This window comes from Streptomyces sp. NPDC051913, assembly GCF_044593635.1.
Classification (GTDB): domain Bacteria; phylum Actinomycetota; class Actinomycetes; order Streptomycetales; family Streptomycetaceae; genus Streptomyces.
Genome location: NZ_JBIUCI010000016.1, coordinates 31820 through 56759, shown reverse-complemented (window position 1 = coordinate 56759; position 24940 = coordinate 31820). Strand labels below are relative to the sequence as shown.

General features: G+C 72.8%; 16 protein-coding genes. 9 read left to right on the top strand and 7 right to left on the bottom strand.

The window, feature by feature from the left end; all coding sequences use genetic code 11:
* The first annotated feature begins 238 nt into the window (after positions 1–238).
* Both ACIHIX_RS36660 and ACIHIX_RS36655 read left to right on the top strand, forming a co-directional pair.
* Positions 239–571, top strand: a complete 333-nt coding sequence (locus tag ACIHIX_RS36660) for a non-heme iron oxygenase ferredoxin subunit (protein ID WP_399964024.1) — start codon at positions 239–241, stop codon at positions 569–571.
* Positions 568–1188 carry a TetR/AcrR family transcriptional regulator gene (locus tag ACIHIX_RS36655; RefSeq protein WP_399964022.1) on the top strand — a complete coding sequence of 207 codons (621 nt, stop codon included), beginning with the start codon at positions 568–570 and terminating at the stop codon, positions 1186–1188. The genes ACIHIX_RS36660 and ACIHIX_RS36655 overlap by 4 nt, the downstream gene beginning before the upstream one ends.
* On the opposite strand, the gene ACIHIX_RS36650 is transcribed toward ACIHIX_RS36655, so the two are convergent.
* The 3 genes from ACIHIX_RS36650 to ACIHIX_RS36640 form a co-directional block, all read right to left on the bottom strand.
* Entirely contained in the window at positions 1181–1828 is a 648-nt protein-coding gene (locus tag ACIHIX_RS36650) for a response regulator (RefSeq protein WP_399964020.1), read from the bottom strand. The genes ACIHIX_RS36655 and ACIHIX_RS36650 overlap by 8 nt on opposite strands.
* Positions 1825–3081, bottom strand: coding sequence for a sensor histidine kinase (locus ACIHIX_RS36645; RefSeq protein WP_399964018.1), 1257 nt, complete (start codon positions 3079–3081; stop codon positions 1825–1827). The genes ACIHIX_RS36650 and ACIHIX_RS36645 overlap by 4 nt, the downstream gene beginning before the upstream one ends.
* Positions 3082–3217: 136 nt before the next feature.
* Positions 3218–4348, bottom strand: coding sequence for an ABC transporter substrate-binding protein (locus ACIHIX_RS36640; RefSeq protein ID WP_399964016.1), 1131 nt, complete (start codon positions 4346–4348; stop codon positions 3218–3220).
* Positions 4349–4607: 259 nt separating this feature from the next.
* Between ACIHIX_RS36640 and ACIHIX_RS36635 the strand changes: the two genes are divergently transcribed.
* Entirely contained in the window at positions 4608–5465 is an 858-nt protein-coding gene (locus ACIHIX_RS36635; RefSeq protein ID WP_399964014.1) for a nuclease, read from the top strand.
* 57 nt (positions 5466–5522) lie between these two features.
* Here the strand turns inward: ACIHIX_RS36635 and ACIHIX_RS36630 are convergent, their stop codons facing one another.
* Both ACIHIX_RS36630 and ACIHIX_RS36625 read right to left on the bottom strand, forming a co-directional pair.
* Positions 5523–6206: a peptidoglycan DD-metalloendopeptidase family protein gene (locus tag ACIHIX_RS36630; RefSeq protein WP_399964012.1), complete on the bottom strand. Its 684-nt coding sequence runs from the start codon at positions 6204–6206 to the stop codon at positions 5523–5525.
* 9 nt (positions 6207–6215) lie between these two features.
* On the bottom strand, positions 6216–6932 hold the full coding sequence (locus tag ACIHIX_RS36625; RefSeq protein WP_399964010.1) for a peptidoglycan-binding protein: 717 nt from the start codon (positions 6930–6932) through the stop codon (positions 6216–6218).
* Positions 6933–7117: 185 nt separating this feature from the next.
* On the opposite strand from ACIHIX_RS36625, the gene ACIHIX_RS36620 reads away from it, so the two are divergent.
* On the top strand, positions 7118–7921 hold the full coding sequence (locus ACIHIX_RS36620; protein ID WP_399964008.1) for a BTAD domain-containing putative transcriptional regulator: 804 nt from the start codon (positions 7118–7120) through the stop codon (positions 7919–7921).
* The gene (locus tag ACIHIX_RS36615; protein WP_399964006.1) at positions 7840–8718 is read left to right on the top strand and encodes a peptidoglycan-binding protein; all 879 of its coding nucleotides are present in this window, start codon (positions 7840–7842) and stop codon (positions 8716–8718) included. The genes ACIHIX_RS36620 and ACIHIX_RS36615 overlap by 82 nt, the downstream gene beginning before the upstream one ends.
* Before the next feature lie 33 nt (positions 8719–8751).
* Here ACIHIX_RS36615 and ACIHIX_RS36610 read toward each other — a convergent pair whose 3' ends face one another.
* Together ACIHIX_RS36610 and ACIHIX_RS36605 are read right to left on the bottom strand one after the other, a co-directional pair.
* A complete protein-coding gene (locus ACIHIX_RS36610; RefSeq protein WP_399964004.1) occupies positions 8752–10698 on the bottom strand; it encodes a phospholipase D family protein in 1947 nt (648 codons plus the stop codon).
* An 81-nt stretch (positions 10699–10779) separates the two neighbouring features.
* Entirely contained in the window at positions 10780–12015 is a 1236-nt protein-coding gene (locus tag ACIHIX_RS36605) for a DUF2235 domain-containing protein (RefSeq protein WP_399964002.1), read from the bottom strand.
* 224 nt (positions 12016–12239) lie between these two features.
* On the opposite strand from ACIHIX_RS36605, the gene ACIHIX_RS36600 reads away from it, so the two are divergent.
* The 4 genes from ACIHIX_RS36600 to ACIHIX_RS36585 are packed head-to-tail and all read left to right on the top strand — an operon-like array spanning position 12240 to position 24939.
* Positions 12240–13301 (top strand): WD40 repeat domain-containing protein, encoded by a 1062-nt coding sequence (locus ACIHIX_RS36600; protein ID WP_399964000.1) that lies wholly within the window; start codon positions 12240–12242, stop codon positions 13299–13301.
* A gap of 5 nt (positions 13302–13306) precedes the next feature.
* Positions 13307–16213, top strand: coding sequence for a DUF6603 domain-containing protein (locus tag ACIHIX_RS36595; RefSeq protein WP_399963998.1), 2907 nt, complete (start codon positions 13307–13309; stop codon positions 16211–16213).
* On the top strand, positions 16210–18837 hold the full coding sequence (locus tag ACIHIX_RS36590) for a hypothetical protein (RefSeq protein WP_399963996.1): 2628 nt from the start codon (positions 16210–16212) through the stop codon (positions 18835–18837). Before ACIHIX_RS36595 ends, ACIHIX_RS36590 begins: the two co-directional genes overlap by 4 nt.
* Positions 18838–18867: 30 nt before the next feature.
* Complete coding sequence (locus ACIHIX_RS36585; RefSeq protein ID WP_399963994.1) at positions 18868–24939, top strand: hypothetical protein; 6072 nt, start codon at positions 18868–18870, stop codon at positions 24937–24939.
* The last annotated feature ends 1 nt before the right edge of the window (position 24940 follow it).

Here is a 24940-nt window from a genome sequence, read left to right as displayed (position 1 = left end):
AGGAGGCCCGTACCCCTTGGCACGGGCCCCGGCGAAGTCGAAGCGTGGCCCCATTTTATCAGCGGCCACCCGCACGACCCGCTGCTCCGGGCGGCGTCCTAGGTCCAAGTGCCGAGACCGGATCGGACCGTGGGCGGGTTTCCGGGCCCGGCCGGCTCGCTGGCGTGGGCGGACCGGCATGATCGCCCGCCCGGCGGTGGGGCGGACGAGCGTGCCCCGGACGCACCCCAGGAGCCCCATGCCCATCAGCGGTCACACGTACCTGTGCAGGTTCGACGTACTGGAGGAGGGCGTGCCCCGGCGGTTCGAGGTGGACGGTCTGCCCGTCTCCCTGGTCCGGACCGAGGGCGAGGTGTTCGCGATCCACGACGTGTGCTCGCACAGCGCCGTCTCGCTGTCCGAGGGGGAGGTGGAGGGGTGCACGGTCGAGTGCTGGCTGCACGGCTCCCGCTTCGACCTGCGCACCGGCAAACCGCTCGACCCGCCGGCCTCGCGGCCCGTCCCGGTGTATCCGGTGCGGGTCGAGGACGGTGACGTGTACGTCGAGGTCATGCTCCGGAGCGCTGGATGACCGACCCGTCGGGCGATCCCGCGGGGGAGCGTGCCGACGCCGTCCGCAACCGGGCCCGGCTGTTGGAGGCGGCCGCCTGGCTGGTGGCCGAGCGGGGCGCCGAGCACGTCACGATGCACGAGGTCGCACAGGTCGCCGGGGTCGGGAAGGGCACCCTGTTCCGCAGGTTCGGCGACCGCAACGGGCTCCTGCTGGCGCTGCTGGACGACGTCGAGGGGGAGTTCTACGACCTCTACACCTCGGGGCCGCCCCCGCTGGGCCCCGGCGTGCCGGCGCGGGACCGGCTGACGGCGTTCGGCTGTGCGCTGATCGACCGCGTCGCCGACGCCACGGACCTGGGCCCGGCACTCGGCCGCCAGATCCCCGTCGAACGCCGCCGCGCCACCCACTACGGCCGGGCCTTCCGGCACCACGTCCAGTCGCTCCTGCGGGAGGCGGACGTCGTGGGCGACCACGCCCTGCTCGCCCACGCCCTGCTCTCCTTTGTGGACCTGGAGACCCTGGACCAGCTGCGCGACGCGGAGTGGGTCACCACCGTGCGGCTGCGGCGCACCTGGGCGGATCTCGTGCGCCGGGTGACCGACGCCGACGCGGGCCCCGGGAGGCCCCTCAGGTGAGTTCGAGCAGGCCCCGGCGTACCGCCTCGGCCACCGCCGCCGCCCGGTTGTCCACGCCGAGCTTGCGGTAGACGCGCACCAGGTGTGTCTTGACGGTCGCCTCGCTCAGATACAGGGCGCCCGCGATGGCCCGGTTGCTGTGGCCGTCGGCCATCAACCGGACGACCTCCCGCTCCCGCCCCGTCAGTTCGGGCGCCGGGGCGACGACCTGGCCGACCAGCGCGCCGACCAGGTCCGCCGCCAGCCCGAATCCGCCCTCGGCGGCGCTGCGCACGGCGCTGAAGAGTTCCTCCGGCGGACCGGCCTTGAGGACATAGCCGCGTGCGCCGGCCTCCAACGCCCGTACGGTGTCCGCGCGTCCCGCATAGCTGGTGAGCATCACCACCGGCAGACCCGGAGCCTCGGCGGCCAGCCGGCGGATCGCCTCGACGCCGTCGATGCCGTCGTCCGTGCCCCCGAAACGCAGGTCCATCAGGACGACATCGGGTGTCAGCGCCAGGGCGAGCCGCACGGCCTCCTCACCGGTGCCGGCCTCCGCGATCACTTCGAGGTCGGGGGCGCCGCTGAGCAGGGCGCGCAGCCCCGCGCGGACGACAGCGTGGTCATCGGCGATCAGGACGCGCCGACGCGGAGCTGTCATCGGACGGCCGCCGCGGACAGGGGCGCATGCGCGCGGGGCCGTACCGGCGTCGGGACCGTGGCCCGGATGCGGGTGCCGCGCCCCGGCGTGCTGACGACCTCCAGGTCACCCCCGTACTCGCGCAGCCGCGCTCGGGCGGCGAGGAGGCCGAAGCCCCGGCCCGCTCGGACCGGACCGCCGCCGCGGGCGGGGTCGAAGCCTACGCCGTTGTCGCTCACGTCCAGCTCGACGCGGTCCTGGAGGCGCCGGAGCGTCACCGTCGCCTGGGTCGCGTGCGCGTGGTCGCGGACGTTCGCCACGACGTTCTGGGCCACCCGGAACAAGGCGGTCTCGGTGTGTTCGTCCAGCTCGACGGTCGGATCTCCCACCGCGCCGAACCGCACTCGGGGGGCGTCGCCCGGCTGGTGGGCCCGGGCGCACAGCAGCCGCAGGGAACCCTCGAGTCCGGCTTCGGCGACGGTCGGTGAGGCGAGGTCCTGGATGATCCGCCGGGTCTCGCCGAGGCCCGCGTCCAGACCTTCGGCGACCGCGCGGACATGGGTGCGGGCCGCGTCGGGCCGTTCGTCCCAGTCCTGTTCGGCTGCCTGCAACAGCATGAGACTGCCGGACAGGTCCTGCGCGAGCGTGTCGTGCAGGTCGCGAGCGATACGGGCCCGCTCCTCGAGCACACCGCTGCGATGCCGCTCGGCGGCCAGGACGTCCCGTGTGCCACGCAGTTCCTCCAGGAGTCGCTCGCGCTCCGCGACGTCGCGCTGCTGGGCCCGGTACAGCGCCACCGTGCCCCACACCGCTGCCACCGGGACGAGCACCATCTCCGGGTCGAACCCGCCCGCGGTACGGGTCAGTTGACCGACGAGCAGGGCGGTGATCAGGGCCAGCGCCGCACCGGCGGCCCGGGGCGGAACACTGCACAGCGCCACACAGGCCAGCGGTACGGCGCACCAGACGTAGGCACCGGTGAAGGGCGGCGGGGCGAGGAGGACGAGGATCGCCCACAGCAGCAGGAGCAGGGCGACCCAGGCGTGCCGGGCACGCGGGCCCAGTCTGTCCCCCAGCGCGAGGCCCACCGCGTACGTCACGGCGAGCAGGGCGCTGACGGTCACGACCTCCCAGCACAGAGGGATGTTGAGCCGCGCCAGGCGCACGGCCGCGGCACCGACGACCAGGAAGAACAACAGGTGCGGCAGCTGCCTCGGGCCGAACCCGCTGCGACGGAACGGCGCGAACGCGTGCGCGGGGCCGGGGTCGGACACGGCAAACCCCCTGGACGGAAGATCCATCAGGACAGGAGAACCGAGTCTATCCACGGCCTGTATGGCCCATGTGAAGAGCGGTGCGGCGGTCACGCCGGACAGGAATCCGCGCGACCACCGCACCGCCGCACAGGGCTCAGGCGCCCGGGTGCAGTCCGAGGCTGCCGGGAGTGGGGGCGCCCTGGACCTCGCCGAAGTACAGGGCGAAGGTCTGCTTCCAGCGCTCCACCTCGGCGCGGTCGGCCATGAAGCGGGGGAAGCCGTCCACGTGGGCCTCGGGGTACTCCCACAGGGGCTTGAGGCCGGCCGGGGGAGTGACGTCGGTGCGCACCGACCATCCGTTGAAGGAGTTGTTCTGCCGCTCGGTCGACAGCTGCCAGTTGAGGAACAGCTTGGCGGCCAGCGGGTTCTTGGCCTGCTTGAGGATGCCCGTGCGCTGCCCCCAGCCCATGAACGGGTGCCCGTCGGCGACGACGAACCGGGCGGGCGACGACTGAGGGGCGACCAGCGAGCCCGCCGTGCCGACGCCGATCGCCTTCTGTCCGGCGAAGACGGCGTCGCCGGGGGAGTTGCTGCCGCGCGCGAACCGCACGTCCTGGGCGGCCAGTCGGGCCACCCAGTCCCAGCCGTACTGCCGGGCGTAGAGGCTGAACAGATAGAGAACGGCGTCGTCGTCGTGCGGGTACGACGAGGCGATCCGGCCCTTCCACTTCGGGTCGACCAGCTCCTGCGGGGTGCGCGGGGCGTCCTGCCCGACGGCTGCCGTGCCGTACAGGAAGCTGAAGGCGATCGCGCCGGTGGCCACCCACGCGCCCTGCGGGTCCTTGAACTTGTCGTAGACCTTCGAGAACCCCGCGGGCCTGTAGTGCAGCAGCCGGCCCTGCTGCTTCCAGCGGTCGAAGTCCTGGAGGGTCTGCAACTGTACGACGTCGGGGACCAGGGTGTCGGTCGCGAACTGGTTGTCGACGCGCACGTCGTGGTACTTGCTGTAGTCGACGATCAGTGTCAGGTCGATGTCCGGGAAACGGTCCCGGAAGGCGGCCTTGGTGCCGTCCTGCTGGGTGGGCGTGTCACCGCCGGCGTAGACGACGAGCTTTGCGCCGTCCGCCACGGCGGCCCGGTAGAGCTCGTCGAGCGAGCGGGTCTCCTCACGGCCGCCGGACCGCCCCGAGGCGCCGGGAGAAGCGGCGGCCGGGACCGCCGAGGCGGCCACGCCGAGCGCGGCACCGAGGGCGAGGACATGTCGTCTGCTGGGCGAAGAGGGCATGCGAGGAGACCTCTCTGAGAGGGGGGTGGCGTCAAGGGCCCGGCGCGTGCCACGGGCGGTGATCAGTGTGCCGCCGCCCGGCCCGCTCGCGCGTCGTCCGTGCGGAGGGAGGCGGGCTCCGGGAGTTGGAAGACGCGTTCAACCGAACGGTTGAACGGAGAACCTGTCGTCGGCGGCGCGCCGACTGCCGCTGAGGTGCGGAACTCCCGATCCGGGCGCACCATTTGAAGGGGGGCCGACCCGTCGCGGAGGTGTCGCCATGCCCATGTTGCTCATCAAGGGGTTCTACGAGGTCAAAGGCTCCCAACCGGACGGGGACACGGTGCATTTCACGGCCGACGACCCCGCGCAGTGGAGTCTGGTCGGCGGCGGACTGGGCCGCGCCGTCGAACACACCGCGGCGGGGCGTGCCTCGCTGCGGCTGGACGCGATCGACGCCCTGGAGACCCATTACGGCCCCAACCGTGTCCACCAGCCGCTGCAGTTCGCCCATGCAGCACGGGACGAACTGCTCAGCTGGCTCGGCTTCACCGACGTCCAGCACGCGGACGAGAGCGTGACGGCCACCACCCCGGAGCAGGTTCCCGGGTTCGTCCTCACCCGCGGTTCCGATGTCCACGGCCGGTGCATCGCCCTGGCCGGGCGCGGAACACCGCCGGGGGACAGCGGCCTGGAGATGGACGTCGACGCCGCCGTGCTGAGGACGACCCTCAACCACCACATGGTGACAACGGGGTTGGTGTACCCGACGTTCTACCGCAGCCTGTTCACCAGTCTCCGGGTGGAGCTGACCACCGCGGCCACGGAGGCCCGGGAGGCGGGACGGGGCCTGTGGCCCGCCGATGTCACCACGACCGGGGCGAAGATCACCGGCCTGTCCACGCTGACGGACGAGGCCGTACTGCTCCCCAAGCTGTTCCGCCGACTGGTGGACTACCTCAAACTGGACATGCCGCTGGCGGCCTTCCCGGCCTTCCTGGCCGGTGTCGGGGACCGCTTCTCCATCCTGTCCACGGGTGAACGCTGCGTCGGTCTGCACCGAGTCGTGGAGACGTCGAACGGCCAGACCGTACGGATGACCCATCCCTGTGAGGACCTGCTCTTCGAGGACTCCTGACCCGCGCCCATGTGAAGGCCCTGGCAGCCCCTGTGGGGCCGGCCAGGGCCTTTCAGGTCACCAGCTCGGCCTGGCGACGTTGCCGTAGGACCACGAGGAGCCTTTCGACATCTCGAAGTGCAGGTGCGGCCCGGTGGAGTTGCCCGTGGTGCCCACCTTGCCGAGCTGCTGCCCGGCGTGGACCCGCTGGCCCACCTTCACCTGACGCTGCGAGAGATGGCAGTACGTGTAGATGTGACCGTTGTCCGCCGACAGGCCGATCCACTGGCCGTACGCCCCGCCCTGCCCGTTGGACCAGGCGATGGTGCCGCCGCGTACGGCGACCACGGGGACGCCGGACTTGGCAGCGAAGTCCTGCCCGGTGTGCCGGCCGACACCGTCGGGCTTCCAGGCGTAGTCGCCGCGCTCGAAGAACTGGAACGTGACCTTGTGCCCGGGCACGGGTGAGGCCACATGTCCCTTGCCGGCGGGCCGTGTCGAGGGGGACGTGTGCCCGCGTTCGACGGTGAAGTGGGCGAAGTGGCCGAGGGTGGTGAGGGAGGTGAGGCCGGGTTTGCCGTCGGCGTCGCTGCCTTTGAAGCCCTGGGCGAGTTGTTCGGCTCGGTAGGCGGCACGGGTCTGTTCGCCGAAGAGGCCGGTGGCTCCGTCGGGGATCTTGCGGCCTCGTTTGATGAGTGCCTTCTGCACGGTGCGTACGTCCTCGTTCCGTTTGCCGAACTGGACGTTGGACAGAGCGACCATGGGGAACTCCTAGTACCAGTGGGGTGGCCGGTGCGGATCGGCCTGCTGGACGCGGGCGGCGAAGTTCGAGCCGGACCGGTTCACGTGGTAGCGGTGGCGTACGTAGTTGATCGTCGCGCACATGCAGGCGACCACGTCATAGGGCGTGTCCGCAGTGCCCGCCTGGTGATACGTGGCGAACGTGGACGGCACGCACTGGGTCGCGCCGCGGGAGCAGTTGAGCGGGTGGCCGTCGGCCGCGGTGCGGCCGTGCGCGTTGACGTCCGTGGTGTTCACCCGGAACTTCGGGTGGTTGCAGGCGGACTCGCGCCGGGCGATGGTGGTGAGCGCCTGGACACCGAACTGCGGGTCCATGCCCGTCAGTTGACAGGCCTTGCGGGCGTAGCGGCGCATCGCCGCCTCGCCCGACTCGTCGCCCGGATCGCGGAAGGTGACCCGGGCCAGGGCGAGCGCCCCCGCCCCGTCGGCGGACGTGTGCCCGCCTTCGACGGTGAAGTGGGCGAAGTGGCCGAGGGTGGTGAGGGAGGTGAGGCCGGGTTTGCCGTCGGCGTCGCTGCCTTTGAAGCCCTGGGCGAGTTGTTCGGCTCGGTAGGCGGCACGGGTCTGTTCGCCGAAGAGGCCGGTGGCTCCGTCGGGGATCTTGTGGCCTCGTTTGATGAGGGCCTTCTGCACGGTGCGTACGTCCTCGTTCCGTTTGCCGAACTGGACGTTGGACAGAGCGACCATGACGGCTCCGCTCCCGGTCTCTGGTTCCGAATGCGATCGGTGCGTTAGAAGGTACGGAGGAGGCGTCAGCAGGGCGTCACCGCGGCGTCATCGGGGAGGCGGGGAGACGTGCCCGTCGAGTTGCCGGGGGGTGCGACAGAGGACGAAAATGGTGGCGGAACACCGTGCGTGAGGCGGTCAAGGTGGTGTCTGCTCCTCCCCGGCTGCGACTGCTCGGCCAGTTCCGGCTGGAACTGGGCTCCGAGAGCGTCGAACTGTGCCGCAACGCCCAACGGCTGCTGGCCTTCATGGGCCTGAGCGGGCGGGTCTCCCGTTCCGTCCTCGCCGGCACCCTGTGGCCAGAGGTCACCGAGGCACACGCGAGGGGCAGTCTGCGCACCACCCTGTGGAAGCTGCCGCGAGCCGAGCCGCCCCTGATCGGCTGCCAGGGCGACGCCCTGCTGGTCACTCCCGCCCTGCGGGTGGACGTCCACGCGCTCACCCGGGCCGCCCTGGGCGTCGTACAGGGCGACGGCACCGCGCTCCACGCGCTGCCCCTGCTGGGACTCCTGACCGGCGAGGACCTGCTGCCCGGCTGGGACGAGGACTGGGTGCTGCTGGAGCGCGAGCGTCTGCGGCAACTGCGGCTGCACGCCCTCGACGCACTGGCCGAGGCGCTGATACGGCAGGGCAGACCGGCCCTGGCGGTGGAGGTGGCGTGGGCCGCCGTACGGGCGGAGCCGCTGCGGGAGAGCGCCCACCGGGCCATGGTGTCGGCGCATCTCGCGGAGGGCAATGTCGGCGAGGCGGTCCGGCACTACGAGGCGTTCCGCCGCCTGCTGGCGGAGGAGCTCGGCGTCGGGCCCTCGTCGCGGTTCGCGCGGATGCTGCCCGAACGTGGGGGAGACAGAGCGAGAAAGGCCGCACCATGCACCAGAGCGTTCGCGACTACTGGATCTCCTTCAACGACCCTCTCGAAGGGCGAGTCCACTTCATGTACCTCGATGTGAAGGGGTATGTGAGCACCGGAATCGGCAACAAGATCGACGAGACCGCGCGGGACAACTCCGCACCCACCGCCCAGGAGCGCGCCCTCTCCCTGGCCGCCGCCGGCCTGCTGCGCTGGCTGGTCAACGACACGGAGAGCGAGGCGACGTCCGAGGAGGTCGCCGCCGAGTGGGACGCGGTCAAGTCGCGGCTGGACCTCGCCCCCTTCGGGCACGGCAACTTCAGGCCGCCGCTGACACGGCTGCACGTGGAGGACGACGACATCGACCGCCATGTGTTCGCCAAGCTCGACGAGATGGAGACGGTGCTCACCGGGCGGGAGGGCTTCGGGGAGTTCGCCTCGTGGCCGGCCAACGCCCAGCTGGCCACGCTGAGCATGTGCTGGGGGATGGGCCCGATGTTCCGCTTCCCCAAGTTCCAGGGCCATGTGGCGGTCCGTGACTGGCCGGGTGCCGCGGACGAGTGTCACTTCACACCGGACGTCGGCACCATCCGCATCCGCAACAAGCTCGACCGGGCCCATCTCCTGCTGGCGTCGGCCTCGCAAGCGCAGGGAGTGCCCGTCGAACAGCTCGTGCTGGACGTCTCCGACGTGTTCGGCGTACAAGGGGCACTGCTCGCCCTGGGCGTCAAGCCGTTGACCCAGGACGGCGTGGACGGCCCCCTCACCCAGGGCAAGGTCAAGGAGTTCCAGTCGGCCAACGGCCTCGCCGAGAACGGGGCGTTCGACGACCCCGACACGGTGTCCGCCCTCGCGTCCCAGCTCTCCGGCCTCGGGTTCACCGTGTTCGGAGCCTGACCGCCGACGCCGTGTGCCGGGCCGACACGTCGCTCAGCACACGGTGTTGGGGTTGAGAAGGTCCCGCAGGAACGACTCGGGGCTGGGCACGAGGTCCGCGAGGACACCGAGGTCCATGCCCGGCACCAGCGGGAGGGGAATCGCGAGCGGGCCGAACACCACCGGGGCCAGAAGCTGCCAGTTCTCCATCTGCTGGACGCTGCGCAGCAGTTCCCGCAGCACCTCGCGCCAGTCCACGGCGGGAACCTGCGGCGGAACCGGGAAGTTCACCAGATGGCCGGTCTTGCCGCCCCCGGTCGGCATACGGCCGAGGCCCACCAGCGGGTCCTCGTGCAGCGACGGGTCCTCGTTGAGGTGCTCGCCCCAGATCTGGGTGCGCAGATCGCGCACGGACACGCCGAAGCGGTGGGGCGCGCCGCCGACCGTGCCGTCGGCCAGATCCGTGTCGAAGACGCCCAGGTGCAGCTCGGAATCCGTGGTGTGCGACCGGAAGTTGAGGTTGGCGCTGCCCGCGGCGGCGTACTGGTCGTCGACGATCATCAGCTTCGCGTGGACATAGATCTGCAGGGCGGTCGCCGCCTGCTCCAGATGGAAGCAGTGGACGTTCGCGGGCGCCGCGGAGGCGATGCGCTGGAGGGCCTCGGCACGCAGCGCCTTGTGGACGTCGCCCAGCCCCGGCGCGTCGAAGTCGCGCGCGGTGACGAGGATGACCTGGACACCCCGGGCCGCGGCGTCGCGCAGGTCGTCGACGAGCGGTGAGGGCCACAGGTACTGGTCCTCGATGTAGATGTAGTGCCGCGCCCGTCCTATCGCCTTGCGGTAGGCGGCCGTGACGGTGAACTCGCCGCCCGGCAGGAAGGAGTAGACGCCCTTGCAGGTGAGGGTGCGCAGCACCTGCACGGCCTGGGTGCCCGAGGTGGGCGAGGGGCCAGGTTCCTCCGACGACGGGATCGGTACCGGCGGGGCATCGATGCGGCTGGGCGTGGTGGGGTCGTTCCAGCGCTGGACCAGGGCCTGCCAGATCTGGGCGGTGGCGGGCCCGAACACCCCGCACTGCACGTCGTGCCAGCCGGGCAGGCTCGCCTTGACACCGAGGAAGTCGGGCTCCCGCTGCCGGAAGGGAGGATCGACGTGGGCGGCGTTGTCCCAGCGGTCGAGACAGACGTCGATCCCGCCGACGAACGCGCACGGCCCCTCGGCGGTCCCCTGCACCACCGCGCACTTCTGGTGGTGGGAGCCGAAGTGCCCCACGCGGGCGTCGAGAACGGCCTGGGCGCCCGCGCCGACCAGCGCCGTACGGAAGTCGAAGTTGTCCTTGGACGGCAGGGTGGGCACCCTGGGCCTGCGCACGGGCAGGGTGGAGAACTGCGAGCCGTACAGCAGCGCTCGGACGACGACACCGTCGGTGTGGAGCTTGAGGAGCCGATCGAGGATCCCCGGTGAGCCCGCGGTCGCCGGGCGCAGCATCTGCTCGGGCGAGAACCGCCAGCCGGCGAACAGCACCCGGTCACCGGCGGCCAGCGCGTCCAGCCGCGCGGCCAGTGTGTCGTAGTACCCCTCGCCGTCGACGAAGAACACCACCAGGTTGTCCAGGGTGAAGGCGGGGGAGCGGAAGGGCCCCGTCTCGGCCTCGGTGAGCAGCCAGTCCTCGGGTACGACGCTCTCCACGGGCGGCCGTTCGGCGGCAGCGCGCAGCTCGTCCAGCTTCTGCACCGTCAGCGGGCCGACGTCGTCGATCACCTCGGCCTGGGGAACGCCGAGCACCTGGACCTTGAACCGGGCCACCGCGCCGGCGGTCTCGTCGCCGTAGTCGCCGTCGGCCCCGAACCGGGGCAGACAGTCCGGGTCCTGGTCGAGCAGGGCGATCTGGATCTTCCGCACCGCCGGATCGTTGCGGTGCCGGGTTCGCGAGATGCGGTCCTGGTCCTGCGCGATCGCTTCCAGCAGCGGGTCGCCGGCGAAGAGGGCGGAGGTCAGCATCCCGGTTCTCCTTCACCAAGGTGGGGCCGCCTTCGCGTGGTCCGGCAGTCGGCGGCTGTGGCCCGAGCGGCCACGGCGGTGTCACGTCGTGCGGTGGAGGTCGTCGCTCGTATCGGCCGGCGCCTCCTGACCGGAGGAGGCGGACGGCGCGGGCGGCGCGGGCGGCGCGGAGGGCAGGGGCGGCAGGCCCGCGGCAAGTCCCGGCAGCAGCACCGGCTCCAGACGGATCCGATCGGCGTCGGCCAGATACCGTTCCAGCTCCGGCGGCCGGTAGCCGGGCTCCTGGTCGTACCGCTCCTTCGCGGGCACCGCCAGGAACTCGTTCCCGTCGGGCTCGCCCTGGTCGTTCAGCGCCGCCGCGATCGACCGGTGCAGCGGCTTGGCCAGCTTGAACATCTTGGTCCGTGAGTCGTGCAGTGTCCCCAGGGCGTCCGGCCGTACGCGGAAGTCGATGCTCTTCTCGGGCTCCATCTTCTTCGGGCCCGCCTCGCTGAGCGCGTCGTCGTCGAACTCCAGCTCGTGGCGGCGGGCCTGATCGACCATCCACAGCAGCGGGATGTCGGACAGCCCCGTCTCCATGTAGCTGCCGCCGACATCGCAGTGCACCCCGGAGAACCAGACCTGCTGGAGCTCCTGACCCTGCTCGGCGGCGCCGGGCTGCTGGTGCCACAGGGTCGGCCGGAACGCCGAGCGCTGCTCGTCGACGGCCAGTGCGTGGAAGGCCGCCCTGACCCAGCCGCTCAGTTCGGTGTTGTGGAACGCCCAGCGGTGGTTGAACCGGTTGGCGGCCGGCTGGAGCCAGGCCGCGTCCGGCACCGGGATACCGAGGGAACCCACCGTGTCCCACACCCCGATGAAGCGGATCTCCGTCTCGCGCGCGTACGAGCGGCGGAACAACGTCGCTGCCGCGCCGTTGGGCTGCTCGATCCGGTCGCGGTACAGCGCCCAGGCCTCGGGGATCCGGTCGGCGTGGTCGCGGCGCAGGATGCCGCAGTTGCGGATCAGCCCCGCCAGGCTGCGCGCGGTGAACGCGCCCCGGCTGAAGCCGAACAGGAACAGCTCGTCGTCGGGCTCGTACGTCTCGACGAGGAAGCGGTAGGCGTCGACGATGTTCCGCGACAGGCCCGCGCCGAACGCGCCGCCCCGCAGCCGTTCCCGGCGAAGGGTGCCGACGCCGCTGTGGTAGTAGACGCGCTGTTCCTTACCGGCGGCGGTCCCCGAACGCAGGGACAGGGCGACCTTGGCGACGTTCGTCTTGCTGGGCTGGTCGGCGAAGTTCCAGGTGCCGTCGCAGCAGACGATCAGACGTTTCGCCATGACCATCCCTCCTCGCGAGAGCGCGGAGCGTCATATCACACCACCTCCATGCTTGCACCGCTCAAACGGTCGCGCCATGCGACAGCAGTTCGGGTCGATGACCTGCGACGGTTCATGTGGCGGGCGTCGACATTGCGGCTAGGCTGGTGAGTTGCCGCAATTCGCAGACGAGCAGACGACCTGACGTCACCACCGAACTCCTCGCCGTCAAGGAGGAGCCGCTCATGAGTGAGCCGGGCACCGTGGCACTCCCCGTCAAGCACGACGGTTCGGTCCAGGCGATCGCCTTCAGCCCGGACAGCACCCGCTTCGCCGGCGCCGGCAGCGACTCCCTGCTCCGGATACGCCCGATCGGCATCGGTGTCCCGCTGGACGTCCCCGTGGACGGCTCCGTGACCGGCTTGGCCTTCAGTCCCGACGGTACCCGGATCGCCGTGGCCGACTTCGAGTCGGTGTCGCTGCGGGACAGCGGGACCGGCGCGGTCGTCTGGCAGGGGCCGCTCGATCCGGGCAACTCCGTGAACACCGTGCGGTTCGCCCCGGACGGGCGAGTGATCGCCGTCACCGACACCCTGGTCGCCGTACTCGACCAGGCCACCGGCGCGACCATCAAACGGATCACGGTCGACCCGCCCCTGATCGCCGACGTGGATCTGAGCCGGGACGGCACCCGGATCGCGCTGGCCATCGACGAACGCCACGGCGGGAACCACAAGTTCGCCGGATCCGCGCGGGTCCTCGACCTGGCCACCGGCGCCGAACTCGGGAAGCTGACCCCTGCCAACGCCGTCCACGCGGTCGCGTTCAGCCCGGACGGGACAAAGGTGCTGTGCTGCTCTGCGGACGACACCACCCGCATGCTCAAGGCGCAGGGAGGAGCGGAGGAGTGGCGGGTCGGAGGCGAGGCCGACGACGAGGTCACCAGCCCGAACTGCGTGGCGTTCGACCCGAAGGGCAACTGGACCGTGGTCGGCGGCTCGGACGGGTTCGCGCGGGTCCTGGAGGCGGAATCCGGGACCAAGAAGGCTCAGGTGCCGAAGCTGGTCGCCGGTGGCTCGGACCCGGGAGCCGTCACCCACGTGGCGTTCAGCCCGAACGGCAAGCTGGCGGCCAGCGCCTGCATCGACAACGTCGTACGGCTGTTCAATCTCAACAGCGATGAGCTGTACGCGGTGGGCACCGAAGAGGTGCTGACGATGGCGTTCAGCCCCAACGGCCGCTGGCTCGGCGTCGGTTGCTTCGGCCGCGCGCTGGTCATCGACAACGGTGAAGCCAACCAGGGGTGAGCGCCATGGACCCGCACGAACTCCTGCACCAGGTCGCCGACCAACTGCGCGCCCTGACCCGGGACGCCGTGGAGGGACTGGTACGCGATCTGCCCGAGCTCGGCGAGGACCCCTCCGCCGCCGGCACGATCCTCGCCGGACGGCTGCGCGCCGTCCACGACCGGCTGCCCCCCGGGAACTCGCTGGTGGAACTCGTACGGGAGATGCTCGGCGACCTGCGAACCGACTCGCCGGTGCCGTTGCGACTGCACGGCTGGCAGCGGGCGCCCGGCGCGCGGGGCGTGGCGCTGGTCCTCACCGCCCCGTCCGGAGCGGCATTCGGGCGGGCCGTGCTCGGAGTGACCCCGGACGGGCCGGTGTTCGACGTGGTGGTCACCCCGGGGACCGCCCTCTCCCTGTCCTCGACGGCCACGCAGGCATGGAGCGCGGAGGCCACCGTCGCCGCCCCGCCCGAGGGCTGGGACAGCGCCTTCGGCCCCGGCCTGCCGCCCGCGCCGCCCGGCGGCACCGCGACGATCACACTCCAGCGCACCGGACGACTGGCCGCCGGGATGACCGAAGGACCGGGCATCGGCGTCGACGGAATCGGCCTCAAGGTCATCGCGGCCCCGGGAGTGCCCGCGGCCGTCGAGGTCGAGCTGCGCCGGCTCACCGCCGCCGTCCTGCCGGCCGCGCTGGCCCGGCTGGTCGGCCTCGGCGGCGGCAGCCCGATGTCCGACGGCTCCGGACCGGTCGACGTCACCCTCCGGGCGGACGGGGCCGAGGGCCTGCGCTTCACGAGCGGCGCACTGCGCGTCCCCCTCCCGCTGCGGGTGAACGCGCCGTACGTGTCCACCCGGGGCGCGGCCCTGGAACTGACCTCCGACGAGGGCGGGCCACGGCTCGCCCTCTCCGTGTCCGCCACCGCCGGGCTGCCGGGACTGCCCCTGCGGGTCTTCCTGGAGGGCGCCGGAATCGACCTGCCCGTGGCGCTCTCCCCGGCGACCCGCCCGGGCCTCGACCCGAGCCGGCTGCGCGAACTGTTCCCGGACGGCATCGGCACCGAACTGAAGCTGCCACCCGTCTCCGGCGGCGGTGTGGTCCGGCGGACCCCGGACCAGGGGTACGCGGGGCTCATCTCCGTCGACCTCGGGGTGCTGCGCGTGCAGGCCGTCGCGCTGTTCCGGCCGCCCGACGGAAAGGCTCCCACCAGCTTCCTGGTGCTCCTCTCCGCCCAGTTCCCGGCCCCCGGCATCCAACTGGGCCTCGGGTTCGCGCTGGACGCGGTCGGCGGCCTGGTCGGCGTCAACCGGCGCGCGGACATCACCGCCCTTCAGCAACTGGTCTGCGACGGCAACGCCGACCACGTGCTGTTCCCGGACCGCGTGGTGGAACGCGCCCAGGAGATCACCGGCTCCCTCGGCGCCGCCTTCCCGGTCGCCACCGGGCGCTTCCTGGTCGGACCGATGGTCCGCATCACCTGGGGCGGCCGGATGGTGTCCCTGTCCGGCGCCCTCATCCTGGAACTGCCCGCCCCGGCCCGCGCGGTGCTGGTGGGACGGCTGCTGGTCGGACTGCCCGACCCGGCGGCCCCGCTCATCCGGTTGCAGGCGAGCGTCCTCGGCCGGCTCGAACCGGCCGTCCCGCTGGTCGAACTGCTGGTGTCGCTGTCCGGCTCGTGGATCGTGGGACTCGCCGTGCGGGGCGAGCTGTATCTGCTGGTACGCGGCGGCGCGCAGCCGGAGTTCGTCCTGTCCGCCGGTGGCTTCCACCCCCGCTACACCCGGCCCGCCCGGGTGCCCGCGCTGCGCCGGCTCCAGGTCGACCTGGCCCCGGGCAACGGGTTCGGACTGCGGATGGAGGCCTACTTCGCGATCACCTCCAACGCGCTGATGTTCGGCGGCCAGGTGCAGTTGGACGCCTCGATCGCCGGCTGCGGGGTGCAGGGCTGGCTCGGCCTTGACGCCCTGTTCGTGTTCGACCCGTTCGCGTTCTCGGTCCACGTACGCGCCGGGGTGGCGGTGTGTGCCTTCGGCCGCCGACTGGCCGGCATCGGCCTCGACTTCACCCTGGAGGGTCCGGCGCCGTGGCACGCCTTCGGCACCGGCAGCATCTCGGTGCTGTTCTGGGACGTCGAGCTGGACTTCGACGTCCGCTGGGGCTCACCGCCCGCGGTCGGGCAACAGCCCGCGCGTCCGCCGATCGAGGCGCTCACCTCGGAACTGGCGCGGGCGAAGGCCTGGGCGGCGGAGCGGCCGGCCGAGGAGCGCACCGCGCTCGTGTTCACGCCCGCGGCGACCGAGAAACTGAACCAGGGGAGCCTCGTCCACCCCGACGCCACCCTGCGCGTCACCCAGCACGCCGTGCCGCTGGGCGTGCCGATCTCCCGGTTCGAACGACGGCCGGTGCCGGTGCAGACCTGGACGATCACGGAGATCACCCTCGGTACGCCGAGGCCCGCCGCCGGACTTCCCTCGTTGCCCGAGCGGTTCGTGCCCGGCGAGTTCTTCGACCTCACCGAGGACGAGCAGCTGACCAGACCCGCGTTCGCCAGCTACGCCGGCGGGCTGCGGACGGGCCCCGACGACGGCATCCGCGTCGGCGTCGGGCACCGGGTCGACGACGGTTACGAGACGGGCTACGAACCGCCCCTGCCCGAGCGGCAGTTCTCCTCCTGGCCGGGGTTCTTCCGCCGCGAGGCGGTCTACGGGGTCAGCGCCGCCGAGCGGCTGGAACGGTGGCGCACACGCGAAGCGGCCGTCACCGTACGCCCGCCGACGCTCACCGTGGCCGCCGCCGACACGCTTCGACCACTGCTGGACGACGTCACCCTGGTCGACGCCACGGCGGACGCGTGGGAGGCGGTCCGCGGACAACTCGCGCGACCGCAGGACGAGGTGCGGCTCGTCGAGCGCTGGGAGATCCACCCATGAGCGCGCGATGGTTCTTCTCCTCGGCGCGACTGGGCGCCGCCGCCTCGGCCCAGGGCCAGGCGCTGGCGACGTCGGTGCGGTTCGCCCGTGACATCGACGGCCGCCGTGAGGAGCCGGCACCGGTGCAGGGACCGACGCTGACGCTGGTGGGGCCGGGAGACGTGTTCGGGTTCGAACGCACCATGGTCCTGCGGGAGGAACCACCGCCCGGCACCGCCGACGCCGCGGAGAACGTGCTCGCCGGAGTGGAGCTGGCGCACGCCGACCTGCCCTGGCTGCTGTCCCCGGGAACGGCGTTCCCCCCGGGCGGCCCCACCCCGCAGCCCTGGCTCGCGCTGATCGTGCTGGCCGAGGACGAAGCGGCGCCGCCGCGTGACGCGCGCCCGCTCCCGGTGCTCACCGCTCCCGTCGCCGCGCTGCCCCCGCCGGCCGAGCGATGGGCCTGGGCCCATGTGGAGGCGCGGCTGCCCGACAACGTCACCGACGAAGCCGGTGCGCGGACGCTCGTGGAGCAGGGGCTGCGCGCCCACTCGGCCGACGTCGTCGCGCGACTGCTGTGCCCGCGCCGACTGGCCCCGGACCGGGGCTGGATCGCCGCCCTGGTGCCCGCCACCGCCGCCGGACGCGACGCGGGCCTGAACGTGACGCCCGGGGGAGCGGCCACCGAGGACGCCTGGCCGATCGCCGGGCGGGACACCGTCGACCTGCCCGTCTACCACTGGTGGAGATTCCGTACCGGGAAGGCGGGCACCTTCGAGGAACTGGCCCGCCGACTGCGCTTCCGGCCCGCCGCCGAGGCCGGACTCGGCAGCCGCACCATCGACGTCGGCCGTCCCTGGCCCGCCGAGCCGACCACCGGACCGGCCACCGTGCCCCTGGACGGCGCACTGCGGCCCCCCGGCACGGCGGTGCCCGAGACCTGGTCCGACCCCGTCGCACAGGACCGGTTCCGCACCCTGCTCACCCAACGCCTCGACGCACCGGCCCGGCGCCGCGAGGAGCCCGTGACACCGGGCGAGGAGGGGGCGGACCAGCCGCCGGAGGAAGGTGACGGACAGCCGGTCGAGGACCGGGACACGGTCGCCGTGGCACCACCGCTCTACGGCAGCCACCACACCGGCCGGCAGACCGTGCCCGACGAGCCGGACAGCTGGATGAACACCCTCAACCTGGAGGTCCGCCGCCGGGTGGCGGCCGCGCTCGGCACCCGCTACGTGCAGTTGGAGCAGGAGTTCCTGATGGCCCGGGCCTGGGAACAGGTCGGCGAGATCCGGCAGGCCAACCGACTGCTGGCGACCGGAGAACTGGCCGCCGTCGCGGCCGAGCGGGCCCAGCGCAAGCATCTGGACCCCCTGGGGGTCGCCGACCTCGTCACCGTCATGGCACCGGTCAGCGGCCGCATGGCGCTGTCCGTCCCCGCGTCGGTCGCGTCCGAGACCACTCTGGCCGTCCCGGACCCGGACGAGTCCGGGACGGCACCGGAGATGATCGGGACCACCCTGGCCGGTCTGCTGGCCTCGGCCAAGGACAAGGTGCTGGCCGGCACGGCGAGCACCTCGTTCGTCCGGCTGACCCGCAGCAACGGCGCCCTCGCCCGCCGCGCCCGGCGTGGCGCGAGCGGCGACACCCCCGGCGACGAGCAGCCGGCCGACCCGGTCCTGGCGCGGGGGCTGAGAGACATGGGCGTCATGGGCGACGACGCGCCCGAGAACGGCCTGCCGGGCGAACTGCGCGCCGGACTCGCCGCGGCGCGGCTCCAGATGCTGCGCATGAGCGACCGCATCCCCGCCGACTTCTGGGCGGAGCGCGCCCCGACCGACGCCCGCCCCCTGCGGCCGATCATGGCCCACCCCAAGTTCACCGTGCCCATCGCCGAAGAACTCCTGGCCCGCTGGCCCGAGTGGGCGCTGCCCGGCATCAGCGCCCTGCCGCCCGACTCGGTGACCCTGCTGGAGACCAACCCCGAGTTCATCGCCGCCCTGCTCGTCGGACTCAACCACGAGTTCAACCGGGAACTGCTGTGGCGGGAGTTCCCCACCGACCAGCGCGGCACCCCCTTCGCCCGGTTCTGGCCCGGTGACGACGCGGACGTCGAGGAGATCGCGCTGTGGCCTCCGGACACCCCGCTGGGCAGCCGGTTGCGCACGGGCGGCCAGGGCAACCTGGTGCTGCTCGTGCGCGGCGACCTGCTGCGGCGCTTCCCCGGCACCGCCCTGCTCGCCGTACGCGGGGTCGACGGCAAACTGCCCCCCACGTTCGACGGAGTGCCGGCCACCCCGCTCGCGCTGGACGAGTCCACGGTGCTCTATCTGTTCGCCGGCCTCGACGCCGCCCGGGCCCGCGCCGAGGACTGGTTCTTCGTCTTCCGCGAACCCATGCGCGGCACCCAGTTCGGGTTCGACTCAGGGGGGCCGCCCGAGGAGCTGAAGACCTGGGCGGACCTGACCTGGGGCGCCGTCGGAGTGCCCGAGGCCGCGTGCGTCCGGCTCGACCCCGCACCCGGACCACCGACCCGGCAGCCCGACCCCCCGCTGTGGGGCCACGACCCGGCCGACATGGCCCGCATCGCCTTCCAGCAGCCGTTCCAACTGGCCTTCCGAGCCACCACCTTGCTGGGCGGCTGACCACCGCGCGAGGACAGGAGCACCCCCGACATGACGGACGCCTTCGCCGCCCGCGCGCAACTGGACCGGGCACGCACCGACGCGGATGCCGCCCAGGCCCTCGCGGACGAGCAGGAGGCCGTCGTACGGCGCCTCCAGGAGCACATCCGGGCCGGACTGCCCGACCCCGTCCAGATCGGCCAGCGCCCCAGCGCCGAACTGCTCACCGAGGCCGAGGCCGGCCTCACGGAACTGCAACGGACGGCCGAGCAGGCCAACAGCCTCGTCGCCGACGCCGAGGAGGAACTGACCCGCGCCCTGGGCGAGGGCGCGGCGCTCTTCCCCGACGGCAACACCGACCCCGTCGCCCTGCTGCCGGTACGGGTGGAGACCATCTGGTGGGAGCCGAGCACCCTGCGCGTGCGGATCTACCCGGACGACATCCTGCTCACCCCCTTCGACCCCCGGCTGACGCCCGCCGAGGCGGCCGCCGCCGCCGAGTACTGGCAGAAGCCGGGCCCCGACGCCTGGCAGAAGGTCCTCGGCACGCTGCGCCCGGCCCGCGCCTCCTGGGCGGTCCGCGCCGCCCGCCCCGGCTCCCCGCCGCCCGGGGAACGCCCCGACGACCCGGGCCAGCAGCGGCAGCGGCAGGTCGCGATGCCGAAACGCTGGCGCTTCCTCGGTCTGCTCGACGGTCAGATCGTCGTGGACAAGCTCGGCCGCCCGGTGCCCGACCCGCTGCCCGTCGGCCTGCTGCGCGCCGAGGAAGAGGGCTGGGAGACCGACTGGTTCCAGGCCCTGAAGTCCGGCATGGGCATCGAGCTGACCTTCCCGCCCGACGGCACCGACCACCTGGACGAACTGCTCGTCGTCGGCGTCCGTGAGGACTCCGCGGCGGACGGCGCGGCCCGGCTGCGCGATCTGCTGCACGGCCACCGGTTCGCGGGCGGACTCGGCATCCTGCCCTCCGGAACCGCCACCAACAACACCCCCCGCACCCGCTCCGGCTGGTCCTCCGCACCCGCCTACCCCGGTCCTGACGCCGACCCCGAAGCGGGGCAGCGACCCGTCGCCGACGCGCTGGCCGCGGCGCTCGGTCTGCCGGACGCAGGGTTCCTGCGCGGCTGTTCCGGCGCGGACGACCCCGAGCCGTCCGCCGTCGCCGCGCTGACCCTGCTCACCTGGCCCACCCTCGGCAAGGGGTTCGCCGAGTCCGCGCTGAGCACCCTCGACCTGGGCACCCGTCAGGTCAGCGGCGTCGCCCCGGGCCGCCCGTGGCGGGCCGTCCGCGACCATCTCGCCGAGCATGTGCGCGGTCGCGGGCCGCTGCCGATGCTGCGGGTCGGGCGCCAGCCGTACGGCGTGCTGCCGGTGACCGCGCTGGGCGACTGGCGTGCCGAACGCACCCGTGACGTCGACGCCCTCCTCGCTGCCTGGCTGCTGCGGCTGCGCGAGTGCTGGCGCGCGGCGCTGAACGGCAGGATCCCCATCGACCCCATCCCTCATGTCGAGCCGGGGCAACCGGTCGACCAGGTCACCGTGGAGGCGCTGAAACGGCTGCCCGTGGCGACCGGCCTGGCCATGCGCCGCATGGACGGCCCCACCTTCGCCGTGCCGAAGACCTCGCGCGACGAGCCCCCCGCCCGGCCGGGCCTGCCCGGACTGGCACCCGACGGGAAGCTGCGCTGGACGACGAGCGGCGACGGCTGGACCTCCCTCGGCTGGGGTCTGGACGACGGGACCGGCGTCCCCGGGTTCGTCACCCGGATCACCCCGGACGCCACCGCCTTCCCGGCCCGGGCGACGGCCACCGCGGACTATCTGGGGGCCGTACGCGCCTTCCTCGCGGGCCAGTTGGACGCCGCCGCCTTCGACGCGGCGTGGCCGGTCGAGCTGTCCTCGGGGCGCGAGACCCCGCCCCGGCGCAGCACCCTCTTCGACCTTCCGGGAGCGCAGGCCGAGGAGCCGGGCGAGGGCGAGACCCCCGACGAGGGCGGCGAACAACCGCAGGACGGCCAGGACGGCCAGGACGGCGGGGAGGCGCCGCCCGAGGACGACGGCACCCCGCAGGAGTTCCCGCCCGAGGCCCCACCGGACGCGAGCGGACTGCTCGACGCCCTGCTGTTCCTGCCCAACTGGGCGTTCTTCGACGGCGACGACAGCGAGCAGGGCACCGACGACCCCGTGCGCCAGGCGCTCGCCGCCACCAGCGACGTGGACCAACTGGTGGCCGACGTCATCGACGGACTCGACGAGCAGGAGCGCGCCGAACGCGTCGCCGCCGCCACCCGCGCCACGGCCGCGCTGCCCCGCCTCGAACAGGCGCTGCGGACGCTCGCGGCCGTACCGGTGACCCGGCTGCCCGAACTGTTGCTGGAGGTCATCGACGCGTACGCGCACCGACTGGACGCCTGGGTCACCTCACTGGCGTCACGGCGGCTGGCCGAACTGCGGGCGTCCGGCGTCGAGGGCGTCCGGTTCGGCTGCTACGGCTGGGTGGAGAACCTGCTCCCGCCCCAGGCGCGCGAGACGGTCGACATCGAACTGGACGACGTGGACACCACCGTCGAGGTGTCCGCCCAGGACGGCTACATCCACGCGCCGTCCCTGCAACACGCGGCCACGGCGGCCGTCCTGCGCTCGGGCTTCCTCGGCAACCCCGACGAACAGTCCTACGCGGTCAACCTGACCTCCCGCCGGGCCCGCGTCGCCCGCTGGCTGCTCGGCGGGGTACGCCAGGGCCAGAACCTGGGCTCCCTGCTGGGGTACCGGTTCGAACGGGCCCTGCACGACGCGCAACTGGACACTCTCGTCCCGCAGTTCCGCCGCCAGTTCCCTCTGCCGGTCGTGCCCGAACCGCAAGGAGAGGCGGGCGACGCCGACTTGTGGGCGCGCAGCGCGGAGGCGGTCGCGGCGCGCAACGTGGTCGACGGAATGGCCCTCGCACGGGCCGGCGGCAGCGCCCTGGACCTGGTCCCGCCTGAGCAACAGGCGGCGGTGACACCGCTGTTGGACGACCTCGTCGACGCCCTGGACGCGGTCGGCGACCTGGTGCTGGCCGAGAGCGTGCACCAGTTGGTGGGCGGCAACCCGATCCGGGCCGGCCTGACCGCCGACACCCTGGGCCGAGGCGAGGACGTGCCGGACACCTTCCGAGTACTGCGCACACCGCACCGGGCCCGCGCCCTCACCCACCGGATCGCCGCGCTGCTGCCCGCGGACGCCACCCCGACCGGCTGGCCCGACGACCCGCTCGCCGCGCTGCAACCCGCCCTGGAGGCCTGGACCGCCCAACTGCTGGGCCCGGCGTCGGGCTGGACCCTGACCGGAGTGCTCGGCGGACACACCGACGGCGAAAATCAGGACGGCGACGCTCAGCCCGACGGCCAGAGCCATGAGGGCGACGCTCGGTCCAACGGCCAGGCGGCTTTCCAACTCACCGCCGATCGCCTGGGGTTGGGCGCCCTGCGGACCGTACTGGACGCGGCCGCCGTCCAACCGGCCGGCCTGCGGGAGGCCGTTCGGACCGCCATGGGCGTTCCGCCGGACACACCGGTCGAGTTCACCGGACCCGGCTGGAGCGGTCTGCGCGGGCGGGCGGCCCGGATCCGGTCGCTGCTGACCACCGCACAACCACTGCTGCCGGCACACCTGCCCGAGGACCCCGCCGGCCGCACGATCGACACGGCCGGGCTGCGGACCCGCCTCGCCGCCTTCGCCGCGAGCCCCCTGGTCGCCGGACACCCGGCGCAGGCCGCCTTGCGCGACCTGGCCGCCGAACAGGTCACCCCGCGGACGGCCGAGGCCTGGCTGTCCCGGGCCCGCACGACACTGACGGAGGTGCTCGGCGCGGACGTACCCCTCCTGCCCACGCTCACCGCACCCACACCGCCACCCCCCTCACCCGGTGACGTGCCCGGCGCCGAACTGGAGGACTGGCTGCGGCGCAACGCGGCCGTACGGCCGATGGTGCGCACCCTGCACGAGACGCTGCTGCTGGCCGGAAATCGTGCCGGACGGGCCGAACGGCTGCGCGCGGCACAGCATCCGGCGGGCGCCGGCGACGCGTGGATCGGCGGCACCTTCCCCGCCGGGCACCGCCCGCCCGCCACCACCCATCTCGTCTGGCACGCGCCCGTGGACGTCCCGTCCGGCGCGGCTGTCACCGGTGTCGTCCTCGACGAATGGATCGAACTGCTGCCCGGCTCCGACCAGCCGCCCCCGCCGCCCGAGGGCGCGCCACCCGCCGAGGCCGCCCCACAGACCGAACTGACCGGGGTGGCCTTCCACTACGACCGGCCCGACGCCAAGGCCCCGCACAGCGTGCTCATCGCCGTGCCCCCTGACCTGAGCCGCGGCTGGACCTCCGACGGCCTGGTGCAGGTGCTGCGCGAGACACTCGAACTGGCCAAGCTGCGCGCGATCGACCTCCAGGACCTGCCGCAACTGGACGACCTCCTCCCCGGCATCCGGATCAGCCAGCAGGGCGCGACCGGCCGAGCCCTGGCCGGGATGGAGACCCGGCGGCCGAACACCGACCCGGACGGGCCCTTCCGGCTGGAGCCCGGTCACCGCGCCGGCGACATCGAACCCGGACTGGCCGCCAAGGTGCACGATCCGCTGTGGCTGCTCACCCGGCAGTGGCAGTTCGGTGAGTTCGCCGCCCAGGACGCCGGTTCGCCCGCGGTGGTCCGGATGAACGGGGGCAGCGCACCGATCGACGCCTGGCGACCGGGCGGGAGCACGGACTGGATTCCCTACGATCCACGCCTGGGGCCGCTGGACACCCAGATCGAGGACGAACCCGTCCAGGTCGACGAACGGCTGCGCGCCGAGGGCGGTGCCGCACTGCTGCGGATGTGCGACGACGCCGGACTGCTCACCGCCGCCCGCACGGCACTCGCCGCCCATCTGCTCCCGGCCGGAGAGCCGGACGCGAGCCTGATCGGTCTGCTGGACGGCCGCGTGCCGGACGCGGCGTCGGTGGCGGCGGCGCTGGACGCGGGCACCTTCGACAGCTCATCGGACCCGCAGCTCGCCGAGACCGTCGGGCGGTGGCGTACGTGGTGGGCCGGACAACTCGCCGAGCACGGCCCGGACTGCTTCGATCCGCACCGCTTCGAGTACGCCGTGGAACTGTCCACCGGCGGGACGGTCCTGCGCGCCGAGGAGTACCAGGGCGACGGTCTCGACTGGTACGGCCTGGACGTCCACCCCGACCCCGAGGCCGAGGCGGCACCGCAGGGACCGCGCCGGACCTTCGCCGAGGAGGGCCTGCCCTCGACCGTGCGCTACGGCGGACTCCCGGCCGACCGGTTCTGGGAGATGGAGGACGCGCGCGTCGATCTCGGCGCGACGGACGTGTCCACGCTCGACACCGGCCGGCTGCTGCTGATCTCGTTCGCCACGGTCTTCGGCAACGACTGGTTCCTGGTGCCCCTGGAGGTGCCGACCTCTTCCCTCACGGTCGTGGACCGACTGCTGGTGCGCGATGTGTTCGGCCGCCACCATCTGATCCGGCGGGCCGGCCAGGACGACCCGTCCTGGTCGATGTTCACCCTGAACAGCCCGGACCCCGACCAGCCGGCGGCCTCCGGTCTGCTGATCCTGCCCACCGAGCCCGGCCAGACGGGCCGGCCCCTGGAACACGTGGTGCTGGCCCGCGACGAACTGGCCAACCTCGCCTGGGCCGTTCAGCACCACTACACCGACGGCCGGGGCGAACCGGTCGACCGCCGGGACAGCTGGGCCCGCCGCACCCCGCCCGAGCCCGTCCCCGCCGGTGAGCTGCCCGCGTACGCGGTGCAGACGATCGTGCCCGACTACTGGTTCCCCCTCGTCCCCGAGGCGATCCGCACCGCCGAGATCCGCTTCCGCCTGGCCGACCTCACCGCTCCCGGTCTCGACGCACGCCCCGAGGGCCGCCTGATCACGCCCGGACTGTGGGTGCACGAGGAGGAGGTGCCGCGCGACGGGGTGTACGTCACCCGCCGCCCGGTGCTGGCCCGTTGGTACGACGGCTCCTGGCACAGCTGGGTCCGCAGGGAGAAGGCGCCCGGTACCGGGGAGAGTTCCAGCGGGCTCGCCTTCGACACGGTACGGCCGACGGAGCCGTGGCCGTGAC

Excerpts from the sequence above, each read along its gene's own strand:
- ACIHIX_RS36660 (WP_399964024.1), top strand. The coding sequence starts at position 239 with ATGCCCATCAGCGGTCACACGTACCTGTGCAGGTTCGACGTACTGGAG.
- ACIHIX_RS36655 (WP_399964022.1), top strand. The coding sequence starts at position 568 with ATGACCGACCCGTCGGGCGATCCCGCGGGGGAGCGTGCCGACGCCGTC.
- ACIHIX_RS36650 (WP_399964020.1), bottom strand. The coding sequence starts at position 1,828 with ATGACAGCTCCGCGTCGGCGCGTCCTGATCGCCGATGACCACGCTGTC.
- ACIHIX_RS36640 (WP_399964016.1), bottom strand. The coding sequence starts at position 4,348 with ATGCCCTCTTCGCCCAGCAGACGACATGTCCTCGCCCTCGGTGCCGCG.
- ACIHIX_RS36635 (WP_399964014.1), top strand. The coding sequence starts at position 4,608 with ATGCCCATGTTGCTCATCAAGGGGTTCTACGAGGTCAAAGGCTCCCAA.
- ACIHIX_RS36630 (WP_399964012.1), bottom strand. The coding sequence starts at position 6,206 with ATGGTCGCTCTGTCCAACGTCCAGTTCGGCAAACGGAACGAGGACGTA.
- ACIHIX_RS36625 (WP_399964010.1), bottom strand. The coding sequence starts at position 6,932 with ATGGTCGCTCTGTCCAACGTCCAGTTCGGCAAACGGAACGAGGACGTA.
- ACIHIX_RS36615 (WP_399964006.1), top strand. The coding sequence starts at position 7,840 with ATGCACCAGAGCGTTCGCGACTACTGGATCTCCTTCAACGACCCTCTC.
- ACIHIX_RS36610 (WP_399964004.1), bottom strand. The coding sequence starts at position 10,698 with ATGCTGACCTCCGCCCTCTTCGCCGGCGACCCGCTGCTGGAAGCGATC.
- ACIHIX_RS36605 (WP_399964002.1), bottom strand. The coding sequence starts at position 12,015 with ATGGCGAAACGTCTGATCGTCTGCTGCGACGGCACCTGGAACTTCGCC.
- ACIHIX_RS36600 (WP_399964000.1), top strand. The coding sequence starts at position 12,240 with ATGAGTGAGCCGGGCACCGTGGCACTCCCCGTCAAGCACGACGGTTCG.
- ACIHIX_RS36595 (WP_399963998.1), top strand. The coding sequence starts at position 13,307 with ATGGACCCGCACGAACTCCTGCACCAGGTCGCCGACCAACTGCGCGCC.
- ACIHIX_RS36590 (WP_399963996.1), top strand. The coding sequence starts at position 16,210 with ATGAGCGCGCGATGGTTCTTCTCCTCGGCGCGACTGGGCGCCGCCGCC.
- ACIHIX_RS36585 (WP_399963994.1), top strand. The coding sequence starts at position 18,868 with ATGACGGACGCCTTCGCCGCCCGCGCGCAACTGGACCGGGCACGCACC.